General features: G+C 41.1%; 16 protein-coding genes and 3 pseudogenes. 2 read left to right on the top strand and 17 right to left on the bottom strand.

Annotation, left to right across the window (positions count from 1 at the left end; translation table 11 throughout):
* Positions 1 to 20: 20 nt before the first annotated feature.
* The 9 genes and pseudogenes from MAQA_RS06005 to MAQA_RS05980 form a co-directional block, all read right to left on the bottom strand.
* Entirely contained in the window at positions 21 to 905 is an 885-nt protein-coding gene (locus MAQA_RS06005) for an NAD-dependent epimerase/dehydratase family protein (RefSeq protein WP_036072274.1), read from the bottom strand.
* A 72-nt stretch (positions 906 to 977) separates the two neighbouring features.
* A pseudogene (locus MAQA_RS06000) lies at positions 978 to 1,656 on the bottom strand (response regulator transcription factor).
* Between the two features lie 57 nt (positions 1,657 to 1,713).
* Positions 1,714 to 2,349 (bottom strand): hypothetical protein, encoded by a 636-nt coding sequence (locus tag MAQA_RS15460; protein ID WP_241463126.1) that lies wholly within the window; start codon positions 2,347 to 2,349, stop codon positions 1,714 to 1,716.
* Positions 2,350 to 2,354: 5 nt separating this feature from the next.
* Positions 2,355 to 3,170: a hypothetical protein gene (locus MAQA_RS15455; protein ID WP_420911936.1), complete on the bottom strand. Its 816-nt coding sequence runs from the start codon at positions 3,168 to 3,170 to the stop codon at positions 2,355 to 2,357.
* Entirely contained in the window at positions 3,160 to 3,495 is a 336-nt protein-coding gene (locus MAQA_RS16590; RefSeq protein WP_420911937.1) for an ABC transporter permease, read from the bottom strand. The genes MAQA_RS15455 and MAQA_RS16590 overlap by 11 nt, the downstream gene beginning before the upstream one ends.
* Entirely contained in the window at positions 3,446 to 3,703 is a 258-nt protein-coding gene (locus tag MAQA_RS15445; RefSeq protein ID WP_241463125.1) for a hypothetical protein, read from the bottom strand. The genes MAQA_RS16590 and MAQA_RS15445 overlap by 50 nt, the downstream gene beginning before the upstream one ends.
* Positions 3,690 to 4,457: an ABC transporter ATP-binding protein gene (locus MAQA_RS05990; RefSeq protein ID WP_036072272.1), complete on the bottom strand. Its 768-nt coding sequence runs from the start codon at positions 4,455 to 4,457 to the stop codon at positions 3,690 to 3,692. The genes MAQA_RS15445 and MAQA_RS05990 overlap by 14 nt, the downstream gene beginning before the upstream one ends.
* A gap of 132 nt (positions 4,458 to 4,589) precedes the next feature.
* Positions 4,590 to 5,018 carry an Ohr family peroxiredoxin gene (locus MAQA_RS05985; RefSeq protein WP_036072270.1) on the bottom strand — a complete coding sequence of 143 codons (429 nt, stop codon included), beginning with the start codon at positions 5,016 to 5,018 and terminating at the stop codon, positions 4,590 to 4,592.
* 46 nt (positions 5,019 to 5,064) lie between these two features.
* A complete protein-coding gene (locus tag MAQA_RS05980) occupies positions 5,065 to 5,580 on the bottom strand; it encodes a hypothetical protein (RefSeq protein ID WP_052008492.1) in 516 nt (171 codons plus the stop codon).
* Between the two features lie 249 nt (positions 5,581 to 5,829).
* Between MAQA_RS05980 and MAQA_RS15440 the strand changes: the two genes are divergently transcribed.
* Together MAQA_RS15440 and MAQA_RS05975 are read left to right on the top strand one after the other, a co-directional pair.
* Positions 5,830 to 6,006 carry a shikimate kinase gene (locus tag MAQA_RS15440; RefSeq protein ID WP_241463124.1) on the top strand — a complete coding sequence of 59 codons (177 nt, stop codon included), beginning with the start codon at positions 5,830 to 5,832 and terminating at the stop codon, positions 6,004 to 6,006.
* Entirely contained in the window at positions 5,978 to 6,304 is a 327-nt protein-coding gene (locus tag MAQA_RS05975; protein ID WP_241463123.1) for a shikimate kinase, read from the top strand. Before MAQA_RS15440 ends, MAQA_RS05975 begins: the two co-directional genes overlap by 29 nt.
* A 64-nt stretch (positions 6,305 to 6,368) precedes the next feature.
* On the opposite strand, the gene rlmD is transcribed toward MAQA_RS05975, so the two are convergent.
* The 8 genes and pseudogenes from rlmD to MAQA_RS05935 all read right to left on the bottom strand — a co-directional run bounded on the left by rlmD (position 6,369) and on the right by MAQA_RS05935 (position 15,270).
* Positions 6,369 to 7,739 carry a 23S rRNA (uracil(1939)-C(5))-methyltransferase RlmD gene (gene rlmD / locus MAQA_RS05970; RefSeq protein WP_149023322.1) on the bottom strand — a complete coding sequence of 457 codons (1,371 nt, stop codon included), beginning with the start codon at positions 7,737 to 7,739 and terminating at the stop codon, positions 6,369 to 6,371.
* A 139-nt stretch (positions 7,740 to 7,878) separates the two neighbouring features.
* Positions 7,879 to 8,577 (bottom strand): hypothetical protein, encoded by a 699-nt coding sequence (locus tag MAQA_RS05965; RefSeq protein WP_036072268.1) that lies wholly within the window; start codon positions 8,575 to 8,577, stop codon positions 7,879 to 7,881.
* 147 nt (positions 8,578 to 8,724) lie between these two features.
* Positions 8,725 to 9,672, bottom strand: coding sequence for a diacylglycerol kinase (locus tag MAQA_RS05960; RefSeq protein ID WP_036072265.1), 948 nt, complete (start codon positions 9,670 to 9,672; stop codon positions 8,725 to 8,727).
* A gap of 137 nt (positions 9,673 to 9,809) precedes the next feature.
* Positions 9,810 to 11,241, bottom strand: a pseudogene (gatB, locus tag MAQA_RS05955) (Asp-tRNA(Asn)/Glu-tRNA(Gln) amidotransferase subunit GatB).
* Positions 11,242 to 11,256: 15 nt separating this feature from the next.
* Positions 11,257 to 12,708 (bottom strand): Asp-tRNA(Asn)/Glu-tRNA(Gln) amidotransferase subunit GatA, encoded by a 1,452-nt coding sequence (gatA, locus tag MAQA_RS05950; protein ID WP_036072263.1) that lies wholly within the window; start codon positions 12,706 to 12,708, stop codon positions 11,257 to 11,259.
* Positions 12,709 to 12,744: 36 nt separating this feature from the next.
* Positions 12,745 to 13,038, bottom strand: coding sequence for an Asp-tRNA(Asn)/Glu-tRNA(Gln) amidotransferase subunit GatC (gatC, locus tag MAQA_RS05945; protein WP_036072330.1), 294 nt, complete (start codon positions 13,036 to 13,038; stop codon positions 12,745 to 12,747).
* A gap of 147 nt (positions 13,039 to 13,185) precedes the next feature.
* Positions 13,186 to 13,944 carry a metallophosphoesterase family protein gene (locus tag MAQA_RS05940; RefSeq protein WP_052008491.1) on the bottom strand — a complete coding sequence of 253 codons (759 nt, stop codon included), beginning with the start codon at positions 13,942 to 13,944 and terminating at the stop codon, positions 13,186 to 13,188.
* Positions 13,945 to 14,150: 206 nt separating this feature from the next.
* Positions 14,151 to 15,270: pseudogene (locus MAQA_RS05935) on the bottom strand (CamS family sex pheromone protein).
* Between the last annotated feature and the right edge of the window lie 2 nt (positions 15,271 to 15,272).

Below are 15,272 nucleotides of genomic sequence, written 5' to 3'. Positions count from 1 at the left end.
AATCCTGTTCCTTCTTTCTTTTAATAGTCTTTTTGGCGAACGTAATTTTCTATCAGTTTAGGCAACCAGTCAGAAAGCGATTCAAACTGAAATCCAAGTGATTTCGCATAGTCATTCGAAAGAAAATAAGAATCCTCTAAATCATAAGGAGATTCATCCTCATCTTCTGTGACTGCTTCAATTTTCGCTTCCTTTCCAAGCTTCTCAGCAAAAAGTTGCATCAAATCGCCAAGCGTAATGCTGCCATTTGAAGCCGCATTAATGGGCCCAGTAGCCTCGCTTGCAGTTCCTGCCCGCTCGAGAAAACGAGCTGCTTCATCTGCATGAATGAATCCGATTTCGGCCGCTTCATTTTGAATCCCGATTTCCGTACCTGCTTCTATCCGCTTCAAATGAAACTCCATCCGCTTCGTATAATCTTCGTTCCCTAACACAACCGGTAAACGCACAGATAAAACAGGAAATTCCGCTTTCTGCGCATAAACCGCTTCTGCCAGTTTCTTTCCTTCCCCGTAATCAAAATCGTCACGGTCACCCGTTACAATCTCATAATGCGCACTATCAAAATCAGCTTCCGTAAGCACTCTTCCCTTATTCGGATAAACGGCAAGCGTTGACACAAAAATCAACCGAGGTTTGCTTTTTTGAAATGCCTTAACAGCATAAAGTGCGTCTTGTGGTGAATAACAAATATCGTCATAAATCACATCATACGTTTCTGATGCTGCAAGCAAGAATAAATCGTCACGCTTTCTTCGGTCAAGAATCACCCGTTTCACTTGATTTTGAAAGGGGTCTCGCGTTTTTCCACGAGTTGCAATTGTCACCTCGTGCCCACTTTCAATCAACCGTTTCACAAGTTGCTTACCAAAAAAACGTGTTCCCCCGAAAACTAAAATTTTCAAAAAAGCCCCTCCTTTTATAAAAACAGGAAGTTAGACTTTAAGAAATCATTCTTAAAACCCACTTCCCTTCTTTTACTCAATCATGTAGCCTTGTCCTTTTTTAGTTTTGATAAAATCTTTGATGCCAATTTCTGCTAATTTTTTGCGAATCCGAACGATATTGACTGTCAGCGTGTTATCATCAACGAAGCTTTCATCTTCCCAAAGCACACGCATAATTTCATCCCGACTCACAATTGCTCCTTTTTGCTTCATCAATTCATATAAAATCAAAAACTCATTTTTCGTGAGTTCAATTTTTTCTTCCAAATAAGAAAGCGTATTGGTATCAATGTGCAAAAATACATTATGATATTCCAAAACATTAGGTTCCTCAAGTTCTGTATACGAATACGTTCTTCTGAGCAAAGCATTTATTCTTGCCATTAAGACATCTAAGTCAACCGGTTTTTCAATGTAGTAATCCGCTCCCATATTCATTCCCATAATTTGGTCCATCCGCGAATTTCGCGATGAAAGGAAAATAATCGGAACATTCGATATCTCACGAATTTGATTACACCAGTAAAATCCATCAAAATAAGGCAAATTCACGTCCAAAATCACAAGTTGCGGTTCAAATTCTAAAAATTCGTTGAGAATATTGTTAAAATCGCTTACGACTCCGATTTCAAAGCCCCACTTTTTTAAGTGTTTTCTGAATCGTATCGCGAATCACAACATCATCTTCTACGATATACACTTTTACCATTCTTTGGACCCTCCATCTTCTGCATAGTTCTATTTTAGCTGATTCCGATTCGTTTGACTAGTCATGACGATGCCGCGATACAATATTCCTATAATTATTAGCTGTCAACCAGTAATAAACACCATAAAAAACATAATAAATCGACGTCACAATAATGAAAGGTAACTTCACGGAGACATCAAAATTCTTAGCTAAGCCAATCATCGCAATAATGCTGTGAGAAATCCCGAAAAGAAGCGGGACAACAAATAGCGGACCAATTTGACTAGCAATAATTTGTCGCAATTCCCGGTCCGTTAGCCCAAGCTTAAATAGAATCCGAAATCCCGGTTCTTCCGAATAAGCATCTGTCACTTGTTTAAAATAAATGATGCTCCCTGTTGCAAGGAAAAACACAATTCCAATAAACACGCCAACAAATAAAATCGCCCCGGTCAAAATGGAAACAATATGATAATTGGAGAAATAGCTCGACATCTTGTTAGACCAGATACTCACTTTCCCTTCAACCGCTTGTTGAATCCGGTTGCCCAGTTTTTCAGAGTGATCCACCTCCGAAACATTATAAATAAAGACTTGTTCCGGTCGAAATTCCGTGAGTAACTTATCATAAACCCTTTGATTTACAACAACTGTGAAATCTGCAAATCCCGTGTTAAATACCGGAAATTCACGAAATCCAACAAATTGCACTGTATCTAATTCTCTTTTTTGATCATCTGAATGCAAGAAAAAAAATGTGATTTTGCAGACGGGTTTTTAAGCTTCGTCGGGATTCGCGTCATATCACTCCCAACAAGAACGCCTTCCCCGTCCCTAAGACCTGAAATACTCAAATTGCGATTTCTCTCGATTTTATTCAAGCGATTAAATTCGTTTTCTGAGATGAAAGAAAAATGACGGCTATTCGCATAAAATTCATAAGGCATTCGTTTCATTGGATTTTTCACAGGAACATTCAGATAGGCACTTTGTGTAGCATATTGCAATTTATTCTCACTACTTCTGCGGATAATCCGGTCTACTTCTTTTTGCTTATCTGGCGTCAAATTCAAAATTTGATAGCTACTTGGGTTTTCCCGCTTGACATCATGAATAGCTCCTGAATAAAAACTCCCGATTGCGCCAATAATCGAAAGCGTTGTCGCGCTCAAAACAGCGATCATCGCAAGCGTATTAGCATTTCGTTTCAAGCGATAACGAAGTGAAGTGATCGTGAGCAAATTCGTACCATGATAATGAACTTTTTTTCGTCCATAGAAATAGCGCAATCCGAGCGGCATTGAAAACCGGATGACAAGCCATGTTCCTACCACTACAGAAAGCAGTATTAAGCCAAAACCCGCAAAAAATTTCAACTTATGCCAAAGAAAGGATTCTTCAATATTTTGTAACGCAAGTGTATAGCCAAAACCAATGAAACATAGTCCAAGGATCGTAAGCGTAACAGAACCACGTGGCACATTTTTTTCCATCTCTTTATTTTGAAAGAGCTGTAGCAAACTATAACGCAAAACCATTCCACACGCATAAAGCGAAGTGAAGGCCATGATCACAAGAAAAACTAAAATCGTATCTATAATAGCTTTTCCCGAAAAGATGATCGTGGTATCCACCCGTAAATTCACAATCCAAAACAGTAACATCGAAAATAGTTTTGAGAAAAAAAATGCCCGCAACAATCCCTGCAACCAGAGCAAGCGAATAAACTAACAAGTTTTCAATCACAAGAATCGCACAAACTTGCCCCTTGCGCAAACCAAGTAACGAATAAAGACCAAGTTCTCGCTTACGTCGCTTTAAAAAATAGCTGTTCGAATAAAAAAATGAAAAAACCAACAAATAAAATAAGGACAAAAGCCGAAGAAGAAAATAGCGAAGAGCCAATCACTTCCCAGCGCAAGAAAATCTTCCGAATGAGTGGATTATTTGCTAGTGACATAAACGTAAAGAAAATCAAAATGCTCATGGAAATGCTGACAAAGTGAAGTAAGTACGACTGGAAGTTTTTAAACATATTTGTAAAAGCAATTTTAGTCACGAGCATCCGTTTCACCGCCAAGCTCTGCTAATACTGCTAAAATTTTCTGAAAAAATGATTTGCGCGTCGAGTCACCTTTCGCAAGTTCTTGATAAATTTCACCATCTTTAATAAAAAGAATCCGATCTGAATAGCTCGCAGCAAACGCATCATGTGTCACCATCAAAATGGTCGCCCCTTCTTCCGTTCGCACTCGCTCAAGATTAGCAAGCAAATGGGTTGCCGCTTTGGAGTCAAGCGCTCCTGTTGGCTCGTCAGCAAAAATCAAATCCGGATTCGTGATCAGGGCTCGGCAAGCACTCGTACGTTGCTTTTGACCACCTGACACTTCATTTGGATACTTATCTCGAATGTCATAAATCCCAAATTGTTTCGCAATATGCTGAAACCTCGCTTCCGTTTCTTGCGAAGAGGTTCGGCTAAGCGAAAGCGGCAGTATAATATTGTCTTTTAACGACATCGTTTCCAGTAAATTATAATCTTGGAAAATAAATCCTAACCGGTCACGTCTAAAAACCGCAAGTTCCCGTGATTTCATTTTAAAAAGATTCGTCCCGCTAATTTTAACTTCACCTGAAGACGGTTTATCAATGGACGATAAAACATTAAGAAGCGTTGTTTTTCCAGCTCCTGATGGCCCCATCACACTCACAAACTCGCCGCGCTCGACTTGAAGCGAAATATCATTAATCGCTGTGTAAAAATTGCTTCGTGTTCCATATACTTTTCTAATTTTATTTGCTTCTAAAACAGGCTTCATGTTAGGCCTCCCGAAAATTACTCTGAACCTTATTGTACAATAACTCGCTCCTAATGAAAATAAGTTTATCGACCGATTTTCACAAAAAAAAGAACTCGGGGGGCAAGAAACCCCAAGCTCTCTTTGATTTATTTATTCAGCAATACGCGTTTTAAGCTCCACATCAATATTCCCACGAGTCGCTTTCGAATACGGACACATTTTGTGAGCTTCTTGCATCAAGTGTTCCGCCTCTTCCCGTGTCGCTTCTGTGATAAAACCCGTGATTTTCGCAGCAAGCTTATATCCGCCGTCTGCTTCATCATCTTCCATCGCAATTTCCACCGTAATTTCAGCTTTTGCTTTCGATTTATTCTTACGCGCAACCGACTGAAAAGCACTTCCAAAACAAGCCGCGTAGCCCATCGAGAATAATTCTTCTGGATTAGTTCCACCGCCACCTTCGCCTTTAAAAGCAACCGGTCTGCTCAGTTCAAATTCCAAATCACTGTTATTCGATGCAACCGTGCCCGCTCTACCGCCAACACCCGTTGCACTTGTTGTAAAATAAACTTTTCCCATTTGCCTCTCCTCCTCGTATAAAGCACTTTACCCGGAGTCGTAACATTTAAAACGAGACCGGCTGTTTTTCTTCAAGAACAGGCGCCAATCTTTCCGCATTTTCGCCAAACTCAGCGATGCAAAATTTGATCAACGCTTCCAGTTCCAAAAGATCGAGCTCGCTATCATAAGCCGTAATATCCCAAGCAAGCTCGGGTTTCCCCTTGATTTCCGTATAAAGCATCAACCTACCGAAACTAAAAAGCCGAACCTTCGGGCGCACTACTTTCACATCAAAAACCGCATCCCAAGACTCAAAATCTCCGCGATAGCCAATCCCAGCTTGACTAAGTTCAAGAGTTGGCATCACATTGAGCAATCTAAAAAACGGGCGCAAAACAAACATAGCAAGAAAGACAAGCAAAATGATTTCTTCCGTTCCCGTAACCCCTTTCAAATGGCTAAATAACAAATAAAGCAAAATACTCACAGCCAGTGACAACAAAACATTTGAAAAAATGAGTCGTTTGTTCACATAAAGTTTCACCTTGTCCCCAGCTAAAATCTTTGATTGCAAATTCATGATTTCTCCTCTCTGTTATTCCTTACCTTCATTCTACACTAAAACGTAAAGCCGCAAAAGGGGGCAGAAAAAAACAATGATTTTAAAATCTAGGCAATCCCTTTACTTTTCGACATGTTTGATTCCGAACCATCCCTGCGAAAAAATAGCACATCTCGCAAACCGCCTCTTCCTATGGTAAAATACGACTAACTAGAGAAATAAAGAAGGGAGAGACTTCCGATTAAATCCATCATTCTAATCGGTTTTATGGCTTCCGGTAAAACGACCGTTGGCGAATTACTAGCCAAAAAAACGGGATTGCCTTTTGTTGATATTGACCGAGCGATTGAAAACGAGCAACAAAAAAGCATTTCAGCGATCTTTTCTGAATCCGGCGAAGCTTATTTCCGCGAACTTGAGCAAAAAAAAACTTTCCGAATTTAAAACGAATGCTGCTGTCATTTCAACAGGAGGAGGCATTATCACAACCGAAGCCACTCGCACATTTTTGCAGCAACACCCAGCTACTATCATTTATTTAAAAACAAGCCCGGTGATCTTTCTCGCACGACTAAAAGGCGACGAAACACGGCCGCTTGCCAAAAACCAAACACCTGAAGAAATCGAAAAATTATTTCAGTCCCGCGAAGCGCATTATGAAGCTGTTGCCAGTTTTAGTATTGAGACCGATTCTTTGAGTCCGCTTGAAATCGTCTCTGAAATCCAAACACAATTATCCTAACATAAAAAAGCCACTTTGGACGAATCATGTGATTCGTCCAAAGTGGCTTTCCACGCTTCGCCTATCAAGCATCCACACGCTCAAGCGCCACAACATTTTCAATGTGTGTCGTCATCGGAAACATATCAACAGGCTGAACACTTCCCGCTTTATATCCGCCGTCCTCCAAAATTCGCAAATCACGCGCAAGCGTGCTCGGCTCACAGGAAACATAAACAACACGCTTTGGCTTCATCGCAAGAATCGTTTCAAGAAGCTTCTCATCACAACCTTTACGAGGAGGGTCCACAACAATCACATCCGCTTTAACCCCTTCTTTATACCAGCGCGGAATCACCTCTTCTGCTTTCCCCGTCTCAAATATCGCATTCCCCAGCTGATTAAGTTCCGCATTGCGTCGCGCATCTTGAATCGCCGCATCAACGATTTCAACCCCATAAACCTTTTTCGCACGCTTCGCAAGACAAAGCGAAATCGATCCAATACCGCAATACGCATCAATCACCGTTTCCTCTCCCGTCAGTCCTGCAGCTTCAAGCGCTTTCGCATATAATACTTCCGTCTGCTCTGGATTCACCTGATAAAAGCTTTTCGCCGAAATTGCAAACTGAATGCCATGAATCGTGTCTGTAATCCGCTCTTTTCCGTCAAGCACACGCGTTTTCTCACCAAAAATCACATTCGTTTTATGCGGATTGACATTTTGCACAACAGACGCAAGCCCATCAATCCGTTTTTTCAAAGCGTCAAGCACTTCCGCAAGAAACGGAAAGTCTTCCGTCCGCGTAATGAGAACAAGCATAAGTTCATTCGTTGACCGACTGACACGCGTCATGATGTGGCGCAAGAACCCTTTGTGCCGAACTTCGTCATACGGTTCAATTTGAAAAAGTTCCATCACATCTCGCACAGCCTGAACAGCCTTGTCACTCCGCTCATCTTGAATCAAACAATAATCCATATCAATAATATCATGAGTTCGTTTTTGATAAAATCCAGCCGCAATCCGCCCATTAATTGTACCAACCGGAACTTGCGACTTGTTACGGTAGCGAAATGGATGATCCATCCCAAGCACCGGCTCCACGTAAGCTTCAATTTTTCCAATCCGGCGCATCACTTGCTCTACGCTATGACGCTTAAATTCAAGCTGGCCAGCGTAAGATAAGTGCTGCAACTGACACCCGCCACATTTATCATAAACCGGACACGGCGGCTCCACTCGGTCCTTACTCGCCTCTTTTAGTTCCATCAACCGACCAAATCCGAATTTCTTATTCAACTTCACAATTTTGATCTCCGCCCGTTCCCCAACAAGCGTGTTTGGAATGAAAAGCGGATACCCATCCACTTTAGCGACGCCACTACCATCGTGCGTCAAGTCTTCTATCCGAACGTCCAGCAGCTGATTTTTCTTCAGTTGGCCCATTTCCACAGCACTTCATCCTTCCTCATCTTTCCATTCCCATATTATAACGTAATCCACAACAAAAAAACAGGACATTTCGCCCTGTTTCTACTTCATCAAATATTCAATCCCGATCGGCTCATCAATCTGAACTTCTTCCTCGCTTTTAAAGACCAGCAAAGAATTTTTTTTCAACCGTAAAATTATAACGGAACATCTTCGCATGCGCTTCAACTTTCTTATAATCCGCACGGAACGAGTCATCCATTTCTAGTTTCCCAGAAGAAACATTCATTTTAAGAACATCGACTGCATCCTCCGCAAGGTCATCCGAATACTCAACAGGAAGCGTCGTTTCTACCGCCCAATTTGTATTCTTTTTCGTAAGCGCAATTGCTTTATCAGCAGATCTAATTTTTCTTTCCCCAGCACTGATTTGATAATTCGATAACCCTTTATAGCCATGCTCCACTGGGAAAACATAGCGTTCATTATTTAAATAATCAGCTACACGATCAGCTTCGACCCGAAGCCGGTATTTTTTGATTCCTTTAAAATCAGGATTTTCATCGGCCATTTCTTTCAGCAATTGCGTGTCAACCACTTCAATTTGCAAGTCGCCGTCCCCGACGATTTTCACCGATGTTCCTTTTTTCTGTGTGACAAAATGAATATCATTCGTCAGCGGGATCTCAGTCTTTGCACCCACCCACGTTTTATTGCTTGTGATTAAATCCTCACTTGTCCCCGCTTTTTCGATTTCATCAGCCTGTACGTGCCAAAAAGCGAATGTAACCGCCCCTCCTAAAAGAAGTGCCACAAAAGAAACGCCTAGCATTCGTTTTAATGGTTTGGTTTTTTTCAAGACTTTTTACACCTACTTCCTTAGCTTAGAACTCCCCCATTATAATGCTTTTTTAGAAATAATACAAATATATGACAAAAAAGACAACTTTTTTACTAGACGTCTCCGTCATAAGTCCCTTTTTCGCACAAAAAGTCCAGAGGAAGATTACTCAGATAAGAGACTCGTCTTTTCATCTTGGTCTAAATCAGCAGCAGGAATAGCCTCCACATCCGCAAAAAATTCAATATGTTGATTCAAATTTTCAAAAACCATAGGCGTTTCTCCGCCGAGTTCCCCGTCCAAATTGATCAACATTTTCTTTTCAGACGTCACGACAACCTTTTGCGATTTCACATAAATCACATTAGGCTCCTTGATATGATCCCCCCGCAGAGCAAGCGTAACTAGTCGAATAAACTCAGGCAAATTGACTTTTTTCAAAATAATCAATGAAAATTTTCCGTCATCAAGTTTAGCATCGGGCGCAATTTTTTCAAATCCCCCGATCGAATTGGTCAGTCCAAGTAAGAAGCACATCGCCTCCCCTTCGAACACGCCTTCATCATATTCAATACGCACTTTTGTCGCTTTAATTGAGGGAAGCATCTCAATTCCCTTTAAGTAGTAAGCAAGCTGACCAAGCATCGTTTTGAGCTTACTTGGGACGTCATAGGTAAGTTCTGTGATTCGCCCACCGCCACCAATATTAATGAAGTAAGTCCCGTTTGCTTTTCCAATATCCATCGCAACAGAGTCCCCTTTTGCAATCAGTTCCGTTGCCTTTATCACATCGCGAGGGACGTGGAGCGCACGTGCAAAGTCATTGGTTGTTCCCGTTGGAATAATACCTACTTTTGGCCGGTAATCTTGCTCAGCAATGCCATTGATCACTTCATTAATGGTCCCGTCTCCACCTGCTGCAACCACTAAATCATAGCGTTCAGCAACCGCAAGTTTAGCTTCTCGCTCTGCATCTCCCGGTTCCGGTGTCGTCGCATGTGCAGAAGTCACATAGCCAGCATCTTCTAAAATCATCAGCACATTTGCCAAATTCTTTTTAATAATTTCCCGACCAGATGTCGGATTATAGATCACACGGGCTCTCTTCGCCATGTAGTTCATCCTCTCTTACAAAACAAAAATACGATTGCCTATCCAACCGATTTTTTTCACACCAACAGTTTCATTATAGCAAAAAACAGCTGGTTTAAAAAGAAAAAGAAGGAAGCTAGTTGCCCCCTTCTCTTGGTTTAACGTTTATTCATTTCTTCGAGTAAAATCTTATTCACCATCGGCGGATTCGCTTGTCCTTTTGTTGCTTTCATAACTTGACCTACAAGGAAGCCAACAGCACGATCTTTCCCGTTTTTATAATCCTCGATGGACTGCGCATTATTATCCAGAATGCCTGAAATAATCTTACGCAACTCCCCTTCATCTGAAATTTGAACAAGTCCTTTTGCTTTCACGACAGCTTCCGCATCCCCGCCATTTTGAGCAAGTTCACGGAAGACTTTCTTAGCAATTTTCGAGGAAATCGTTCCGTCTTCGATCAATTTGACCATTCCAGAAAGGTTTTCCGGTGTAAGCCCCGTTTCATAAAGTTCTTTTTGCTCTGCATTCAGATAGGCAGAAACCTCTCCCATCAGCCAGTTGGAAATTAACTTCGCATCGGCTCCAAGTTTGATCGCCGCTTCAAAGAAATCAGACATCTCCTTCGTAAGCGTAAGCACCATCGCATCATAAGCCGGTAGCCCCAGTTCTTCAACGTAACGCACGCGGCGCTTATCTGGAAGTTCAGGAATTTCACTGCGAATTCGTTCCATCCAAGCTTCATCGATATATAAATCAACTAGGTCTGGTTCAGGGAAATAACGGTAATCATCCGAGCCTTCTTTTACACGCATCAGTGTTGTTTTACCCGTTGCTTCTTCAAAGCGACGAGTTTCTTGCTCGATGATGCCACCAGCCATTAGCACCTCTGCTTGACGTTTTTCTTCGTATTCGATTCCCTTACGAACATTATTAAAGGAGTTCAAGTTCTTAAGTTCTGTTTTCACACCGAATTCCTCTTGCCCAACAGGACGAATTGAGATATTCGCATCACAACGCATCGAACCTTCTTCCATCTTCACATCAGAAACACCCGTATATTGAATGATCGATTTTAACTTTTCAAGATAAGCATAAGCTTCCTCAGCCGAGCGAATATCTGGTTCAGAAACGATTTCAATAAGAGGTGTTCCTTGACGGTTAATATCGACAAGCGAATAGCCATGCGAAGTATGCGTATTCTTCCCAGCATCTTCTTCTAGGTGAAGACGTGTAATGCCAATTTTTTTTCGTTTTACCGCCTACTTCGATTTCAATCCAGCCATGTTCACCAATCGGCTTATCGAATTGCGAAATTTGGTAAGCCTTAGGATTATCTGGATAGAAATAGTTTTTACGGTCAAATTTCGTGTGGCGAGCAATCTCACAATTAATCGCCATCGCTGCTTTCATTCCAAATTCGACAGCACGCTTATTCAGAACCGGAAGCACGCCAGGCATTCCTAGATCAACCACTGTCGTATTCGTATTTGGTTCTGCCCCAAAATGTGCAGGAGCAGAAGAAAAGATCTTCGATTCAGTTTTCAGTTCAACGTGGACCTCAAGCCCAATTACCGTTTCAAAATTCATGTTTCAACCGCTCCTTTATAATGATGGATTTTCTTTGTGGAAAGTCGTTTCTTGCTCGAAAGCGTGTGCCGCGTTATAGATACGACCTTCCTCAAAATGATTACCGATAATTTGTAAGCCGACAGGAAGCCCTTCACTAAATCCGCATGGAACAGAGATAGCTGGTAAGCCAGCCAAATTAATTGGAATCGTCAGTAAGTCATTTTGATACATGGTGATCGGGTCATGAATCATGCCATCGATATTAAATGCCGTTGTTGGCGTACTTGGACCAATAATCACATCAAAATCTGCGAACACTTTTTCAAAATCTTGTTTAATTAGCGTCCGAACTTGCTGAGCTTTCTTGTAATAAGCATCATAGTACCCCGAGCTTAACGAATAAGTCCCAAGCATGATCCGACGTTTTACTTCATCGCCAAAGCCTTCTGACCTTGTCAGTTTATAGAGCTCATCAAGTGTTTCTGCTTTTTCAGAACGGTACCCATAACGAACCCCATCAAAGCGAGAAAGGTTTGAGGAAGCTTCACTTGATGCAAGAATATAGTAACTTGCAACGCCATATTCAGAATGCGGCAATGAAACCTCTTCCACAGTAGCACCTAACTTTTTAAACGTTTCAAGCGCTTCAAGCACCGCTTTTTTCACGCCTTCTTGAACACCATCACCAAGATATTCTTTTGGCACCCCGATTTTAAGACCTTTAACATCACCTGTTAAGTATTTTGAAAAATCTTCGACTGGCTTATCAATCGAAGTCGAATCGTTTTCATCCACACCTGAAATAGCTTGTAATAAATACGCATTATCTTCAACTGTGCGCGTAATCGGTCCAATTTGATCCAGTGATGAAGCGAAAGCAATCAACCCAAAACGCGAAACACGTCCATATGTAGGTTTCATTCCAACGACCCCACAAAAAGCAGCCGGTTGACGAATCGATCCACCCGTATCTGAGCCAAGGGAGAAGAGCACTTCTTTTGCCGCAACAGCAGCCGCACTCCCACCTGAAGAACCACCTGGAACTTTTGAAAGATCCCACGGGTTATACGTTTTGTGGAAATAAGAAGTTTCCGTTGAAGACCCCATCGCGAATTCATCCATATTAAGTTTCCCGATATTAATCGCTTGAGCCGCCTTTAATTTATGCATAACCGTTGCATCATAAATTGGGTCAAAATTATATAAAATCTTACTTGCAGCTGTTGTCCGCAAATTATTGGTTACAATATTGTCTTTGATGCCAATCGGAAGCCCTGCGAGCATATTGTTCGGATCTATTCCAGCGTCAGCCATTTCTTCTGCGACATCAAACGCAGTTTCTTGATTTAAAGTAATAAAAGCGCCGACTTTCTCTTCGACAGCTTCAATTCGGTCAAAAGATTCTTTCACCAGATCATATGGGGAAATTTCTTTTTTCACGAGTAATTCGTGCAAGTTTTTCACTGAATGATCAAAGTATCCCAAAATAAATTCCCTCCTAAAATGGATCCATTCATTAATTTACTCTTCAATAATCGTTGGTACCTTAAACATACCATCTTGCGTATCAGGAGCATTGCGTAAAACCTTCTCACGTTTCAATCCCGGTTTCGCCACATCTTCGCGCAACACATTCGAGACTTCAATCGCATGTGAAGTTGGTTCCACGTTTTGCGTATCGAGTTCATTTAATTTTTCAACCATTTCAATGATTTTATCAAGTTGCGTGGCAAAAGCCCCCGCTTCCTCGTTAGAAACTTCTAGTTTCGCCAAATTTGCGACCTTCAAAACCTCGTCTTCAGAAATATTTGTCAAGATGCCATCCTCCTTTTCCAGTTTTTCCACCAATGCTAAAATTATATCACAAACTACTCCCACTTGCGATACGAAAAACGGCAAGAAACAAAAGAAAACATTAATCATCTTGCTCTCTTTCTTCCCGCCGCAAACCAAGCTTTTCAATTAGACTTGCCTACTTTTTTCACTTTTAAGTTGCGCTAAAAAGTGTTGAGCCTCCCTTTTATAAACTGAATCCACATGGAATGTTTCAAGCCTTTCATAGTCATGGGTATAAGACCGCCCCGTTTTTAATAGTTCTTCATAAAGAGATAAATAAGGATGCCTCTGTTGCTTCGCTTTTTGAAACTCGAATGCCTTATCGTAATTGACCTTTCTAAACTCGGTACCCTTGACACCTGTCTCATCGATCTCTAAAAGCAAATATTCGGCACGTACATCCTTTTGAAACTTTTCCCAGCCATGATAGGGATGTCCAACAGAACCAGGATTTAAAATTAATTGCTCCTGATTACTATATCGGAATATTGGTCGATGTATATGAGCAAAAATGGCAATATCAAGTTCATTCCCATCAAAAAGCGCTTCAAAATTTTCTTGCGGGTTTGTCGGATAGAGAAAACCGCCATAATTTTTATTCGGTAAATTATGTGATAACCCAATTCGAAGACCTTCTATCTCGATCACATCATGTGTCGGCCAACTTTTTAGTTTCATGATATCCGAGTACTTCATTTCTCCATATATATGCCTAACAAGCATGGTCAAATAAAGATCAGACGGATCATTCAAATCCACTTCCCCATTAAGCACCTCTAAAAAACAATCATCCCAATTCCCACGAATACAAACGCTCGCATTTACTTCTTCTAAGCAAGAAAATAAATCCGCCGCGCCCGGCCCTGGTAATAATAAATCACCCAAAAAAAAAGTGTTCAGTTACACCACGCGCTAAACTGTCTTCCAAAACTGCTGAAAGTGCTGTCATATTTCCATGTACATCTGAAAAAACTGCTATTTTTGTCATCTCGTTGCCTCACTTTTCTGTCAATTTTCCCCATTGTAGCAAACCGACAAAAAAAACGGCAAACAAAAACTGGCTAGCGTTAGCTAGCCAGTTTTAAATCCATTTAGTCATAAATATGCGCCGTTGCTGCTTTATCACTTGGACTTCTAGTGATTAAAGCGGCTGGGCCATCCGTTGTAGAGATATTGATTTGAATCTCAGCACTACCTGGTAAATGTTTACCAACAAGATCTGTAATGTACTGTGTGAAACCAATAATTTCAGCTTGTCCGTAAAATTGTAATGGAATATCAATATCAAGCTCCGCCATTTCTCCATTTTCATAGCGTGCACGACCAACTACCCCAGTAAAGTTTGGATAGTAAGACTCAATATCAGCTTTAAAGTTTAAGAAACTATCATTGTCCGTCTTATGGTCGCTATTTGCTTCAGTTGAAGGAAGCACATAGTTCTTTTCTTTGATCGTTTTAAAGTTCGATAAGCTTGCACCATCAGCCGTTGCATACGCCATATAGTTTCCTGGCGCTACAGCATCACGTTTACCTTGTTTATAGATCGCGATTGTGACCGGAACATTCTCAAGTCCCTTCGTTTTACGAATCCGCTCTAACACAGTTTGTGCCATTCTCTGACCTTGTTCAAGTAAAACAGAATCACTAATCCCTTGCTCAAACGTATCTCCATATTTTTCTTTTTGGTAATAATCAACCGAGTTCATCGCAAGTGCAATAGAAACCCCACCAAGTGAGACACTATCACTATCTGTTTGTTTCAAATAATCTTGCTCTAAGATATGAGCTAAATAAATCGGATTTCGATCATCCCCGTAGCCATTGTCAACAGGATTTAGCCCTTCTTTGTTCTTATCACTTTTTCGACCCAGCCAAGAAGTAAGTGTTTCTTTGTCAAGATATTGTCCTTCTTGGAAAAGATATTCATCCGACGAATATTCTTCCTGCGAAACGCGCATTAACCCTGTTTCCAGTTGATTAATGTCATAACGTGAATAAATATTCGAAACAACAAGACCTCGGGACTTACTTGCTTTATAAGGTAACACCGTCTTGTAGTAATTGGACGAAATCTGGTTTTTCGTCATAATCCCAGTTTCGCTTTTTTTTCTTATCGCCTTTTTGCACAACCTCTTCATCAGAAGAAAGCTTCGGCGCACATCCTGCCAAAACGAGCAGTAAACTTGCGATGACTATTAAAAGTTTTTTCATTG

Origin of the sequence: Listeria aquatica FSL S10-1188 (assembly GCF_000525795.1) — a bacterium.
In the GTDB taxonomy this organism is placed as follows: Bacteria; Bacillota; Bacilli; order Lactobacillales; family Listeriaceae; genus Listeria; species Listeria aquatica.
Note: the sequence above shows the minus strand (reverse complement) of the source record. Positions and strands in the feature narration are given on the sequence as shown.

What these genes read in the sequence shown, in the direction of transcription:
- MAQA_RS15440 (WP_241463124.1), top strand. Translation starts at nt 5,830, where the DNA reads ATGGCTTCCGGTAAAACGACCGTTGGCGAATTACTAGCCAAAAAAACG.
- MAQA_RS05985 (WP_036072270.1), bottom strand. Translation starts at nt 5,018, where the DNA reads ATGGGAAAAGTTTATTTTACAACAAGTGCAACGGGTGTTGGCGGTAGA.
- MAQA_RS05980 (WP_052008492.1), bottom strand. Translation starts at nt 5,580, where the DNA reads ATGAATTTGCAATCAAAGATTTTAGCTGGGGACAAGGTGAAACTTTAT.
- MAQA_RS15445 (WP_241463125.1), bottom strand. Translation starts at nt 3,703, where the DNA reads ATGCTCGTGACTAAAATTGCTTTTACAAATATGTTTAAAAACTTCCAG.
- MAQA_RS05990 (WP_036072272.1), bottom strand. Translation starts at nt 4,457, where the DNA reads ATGAAGCCTGTTTTAGAAGCAAATAAAATTAGAAAAGTATATGGAACA.
- MAQA_RS05960 (WP_036072265.1), bottom strand. Translation starts at nt 9,672, where the DNA reads ATGGCGAAGAGAGCCCGTGTGATCTATAATCCGACATCTGGTCGGGAA.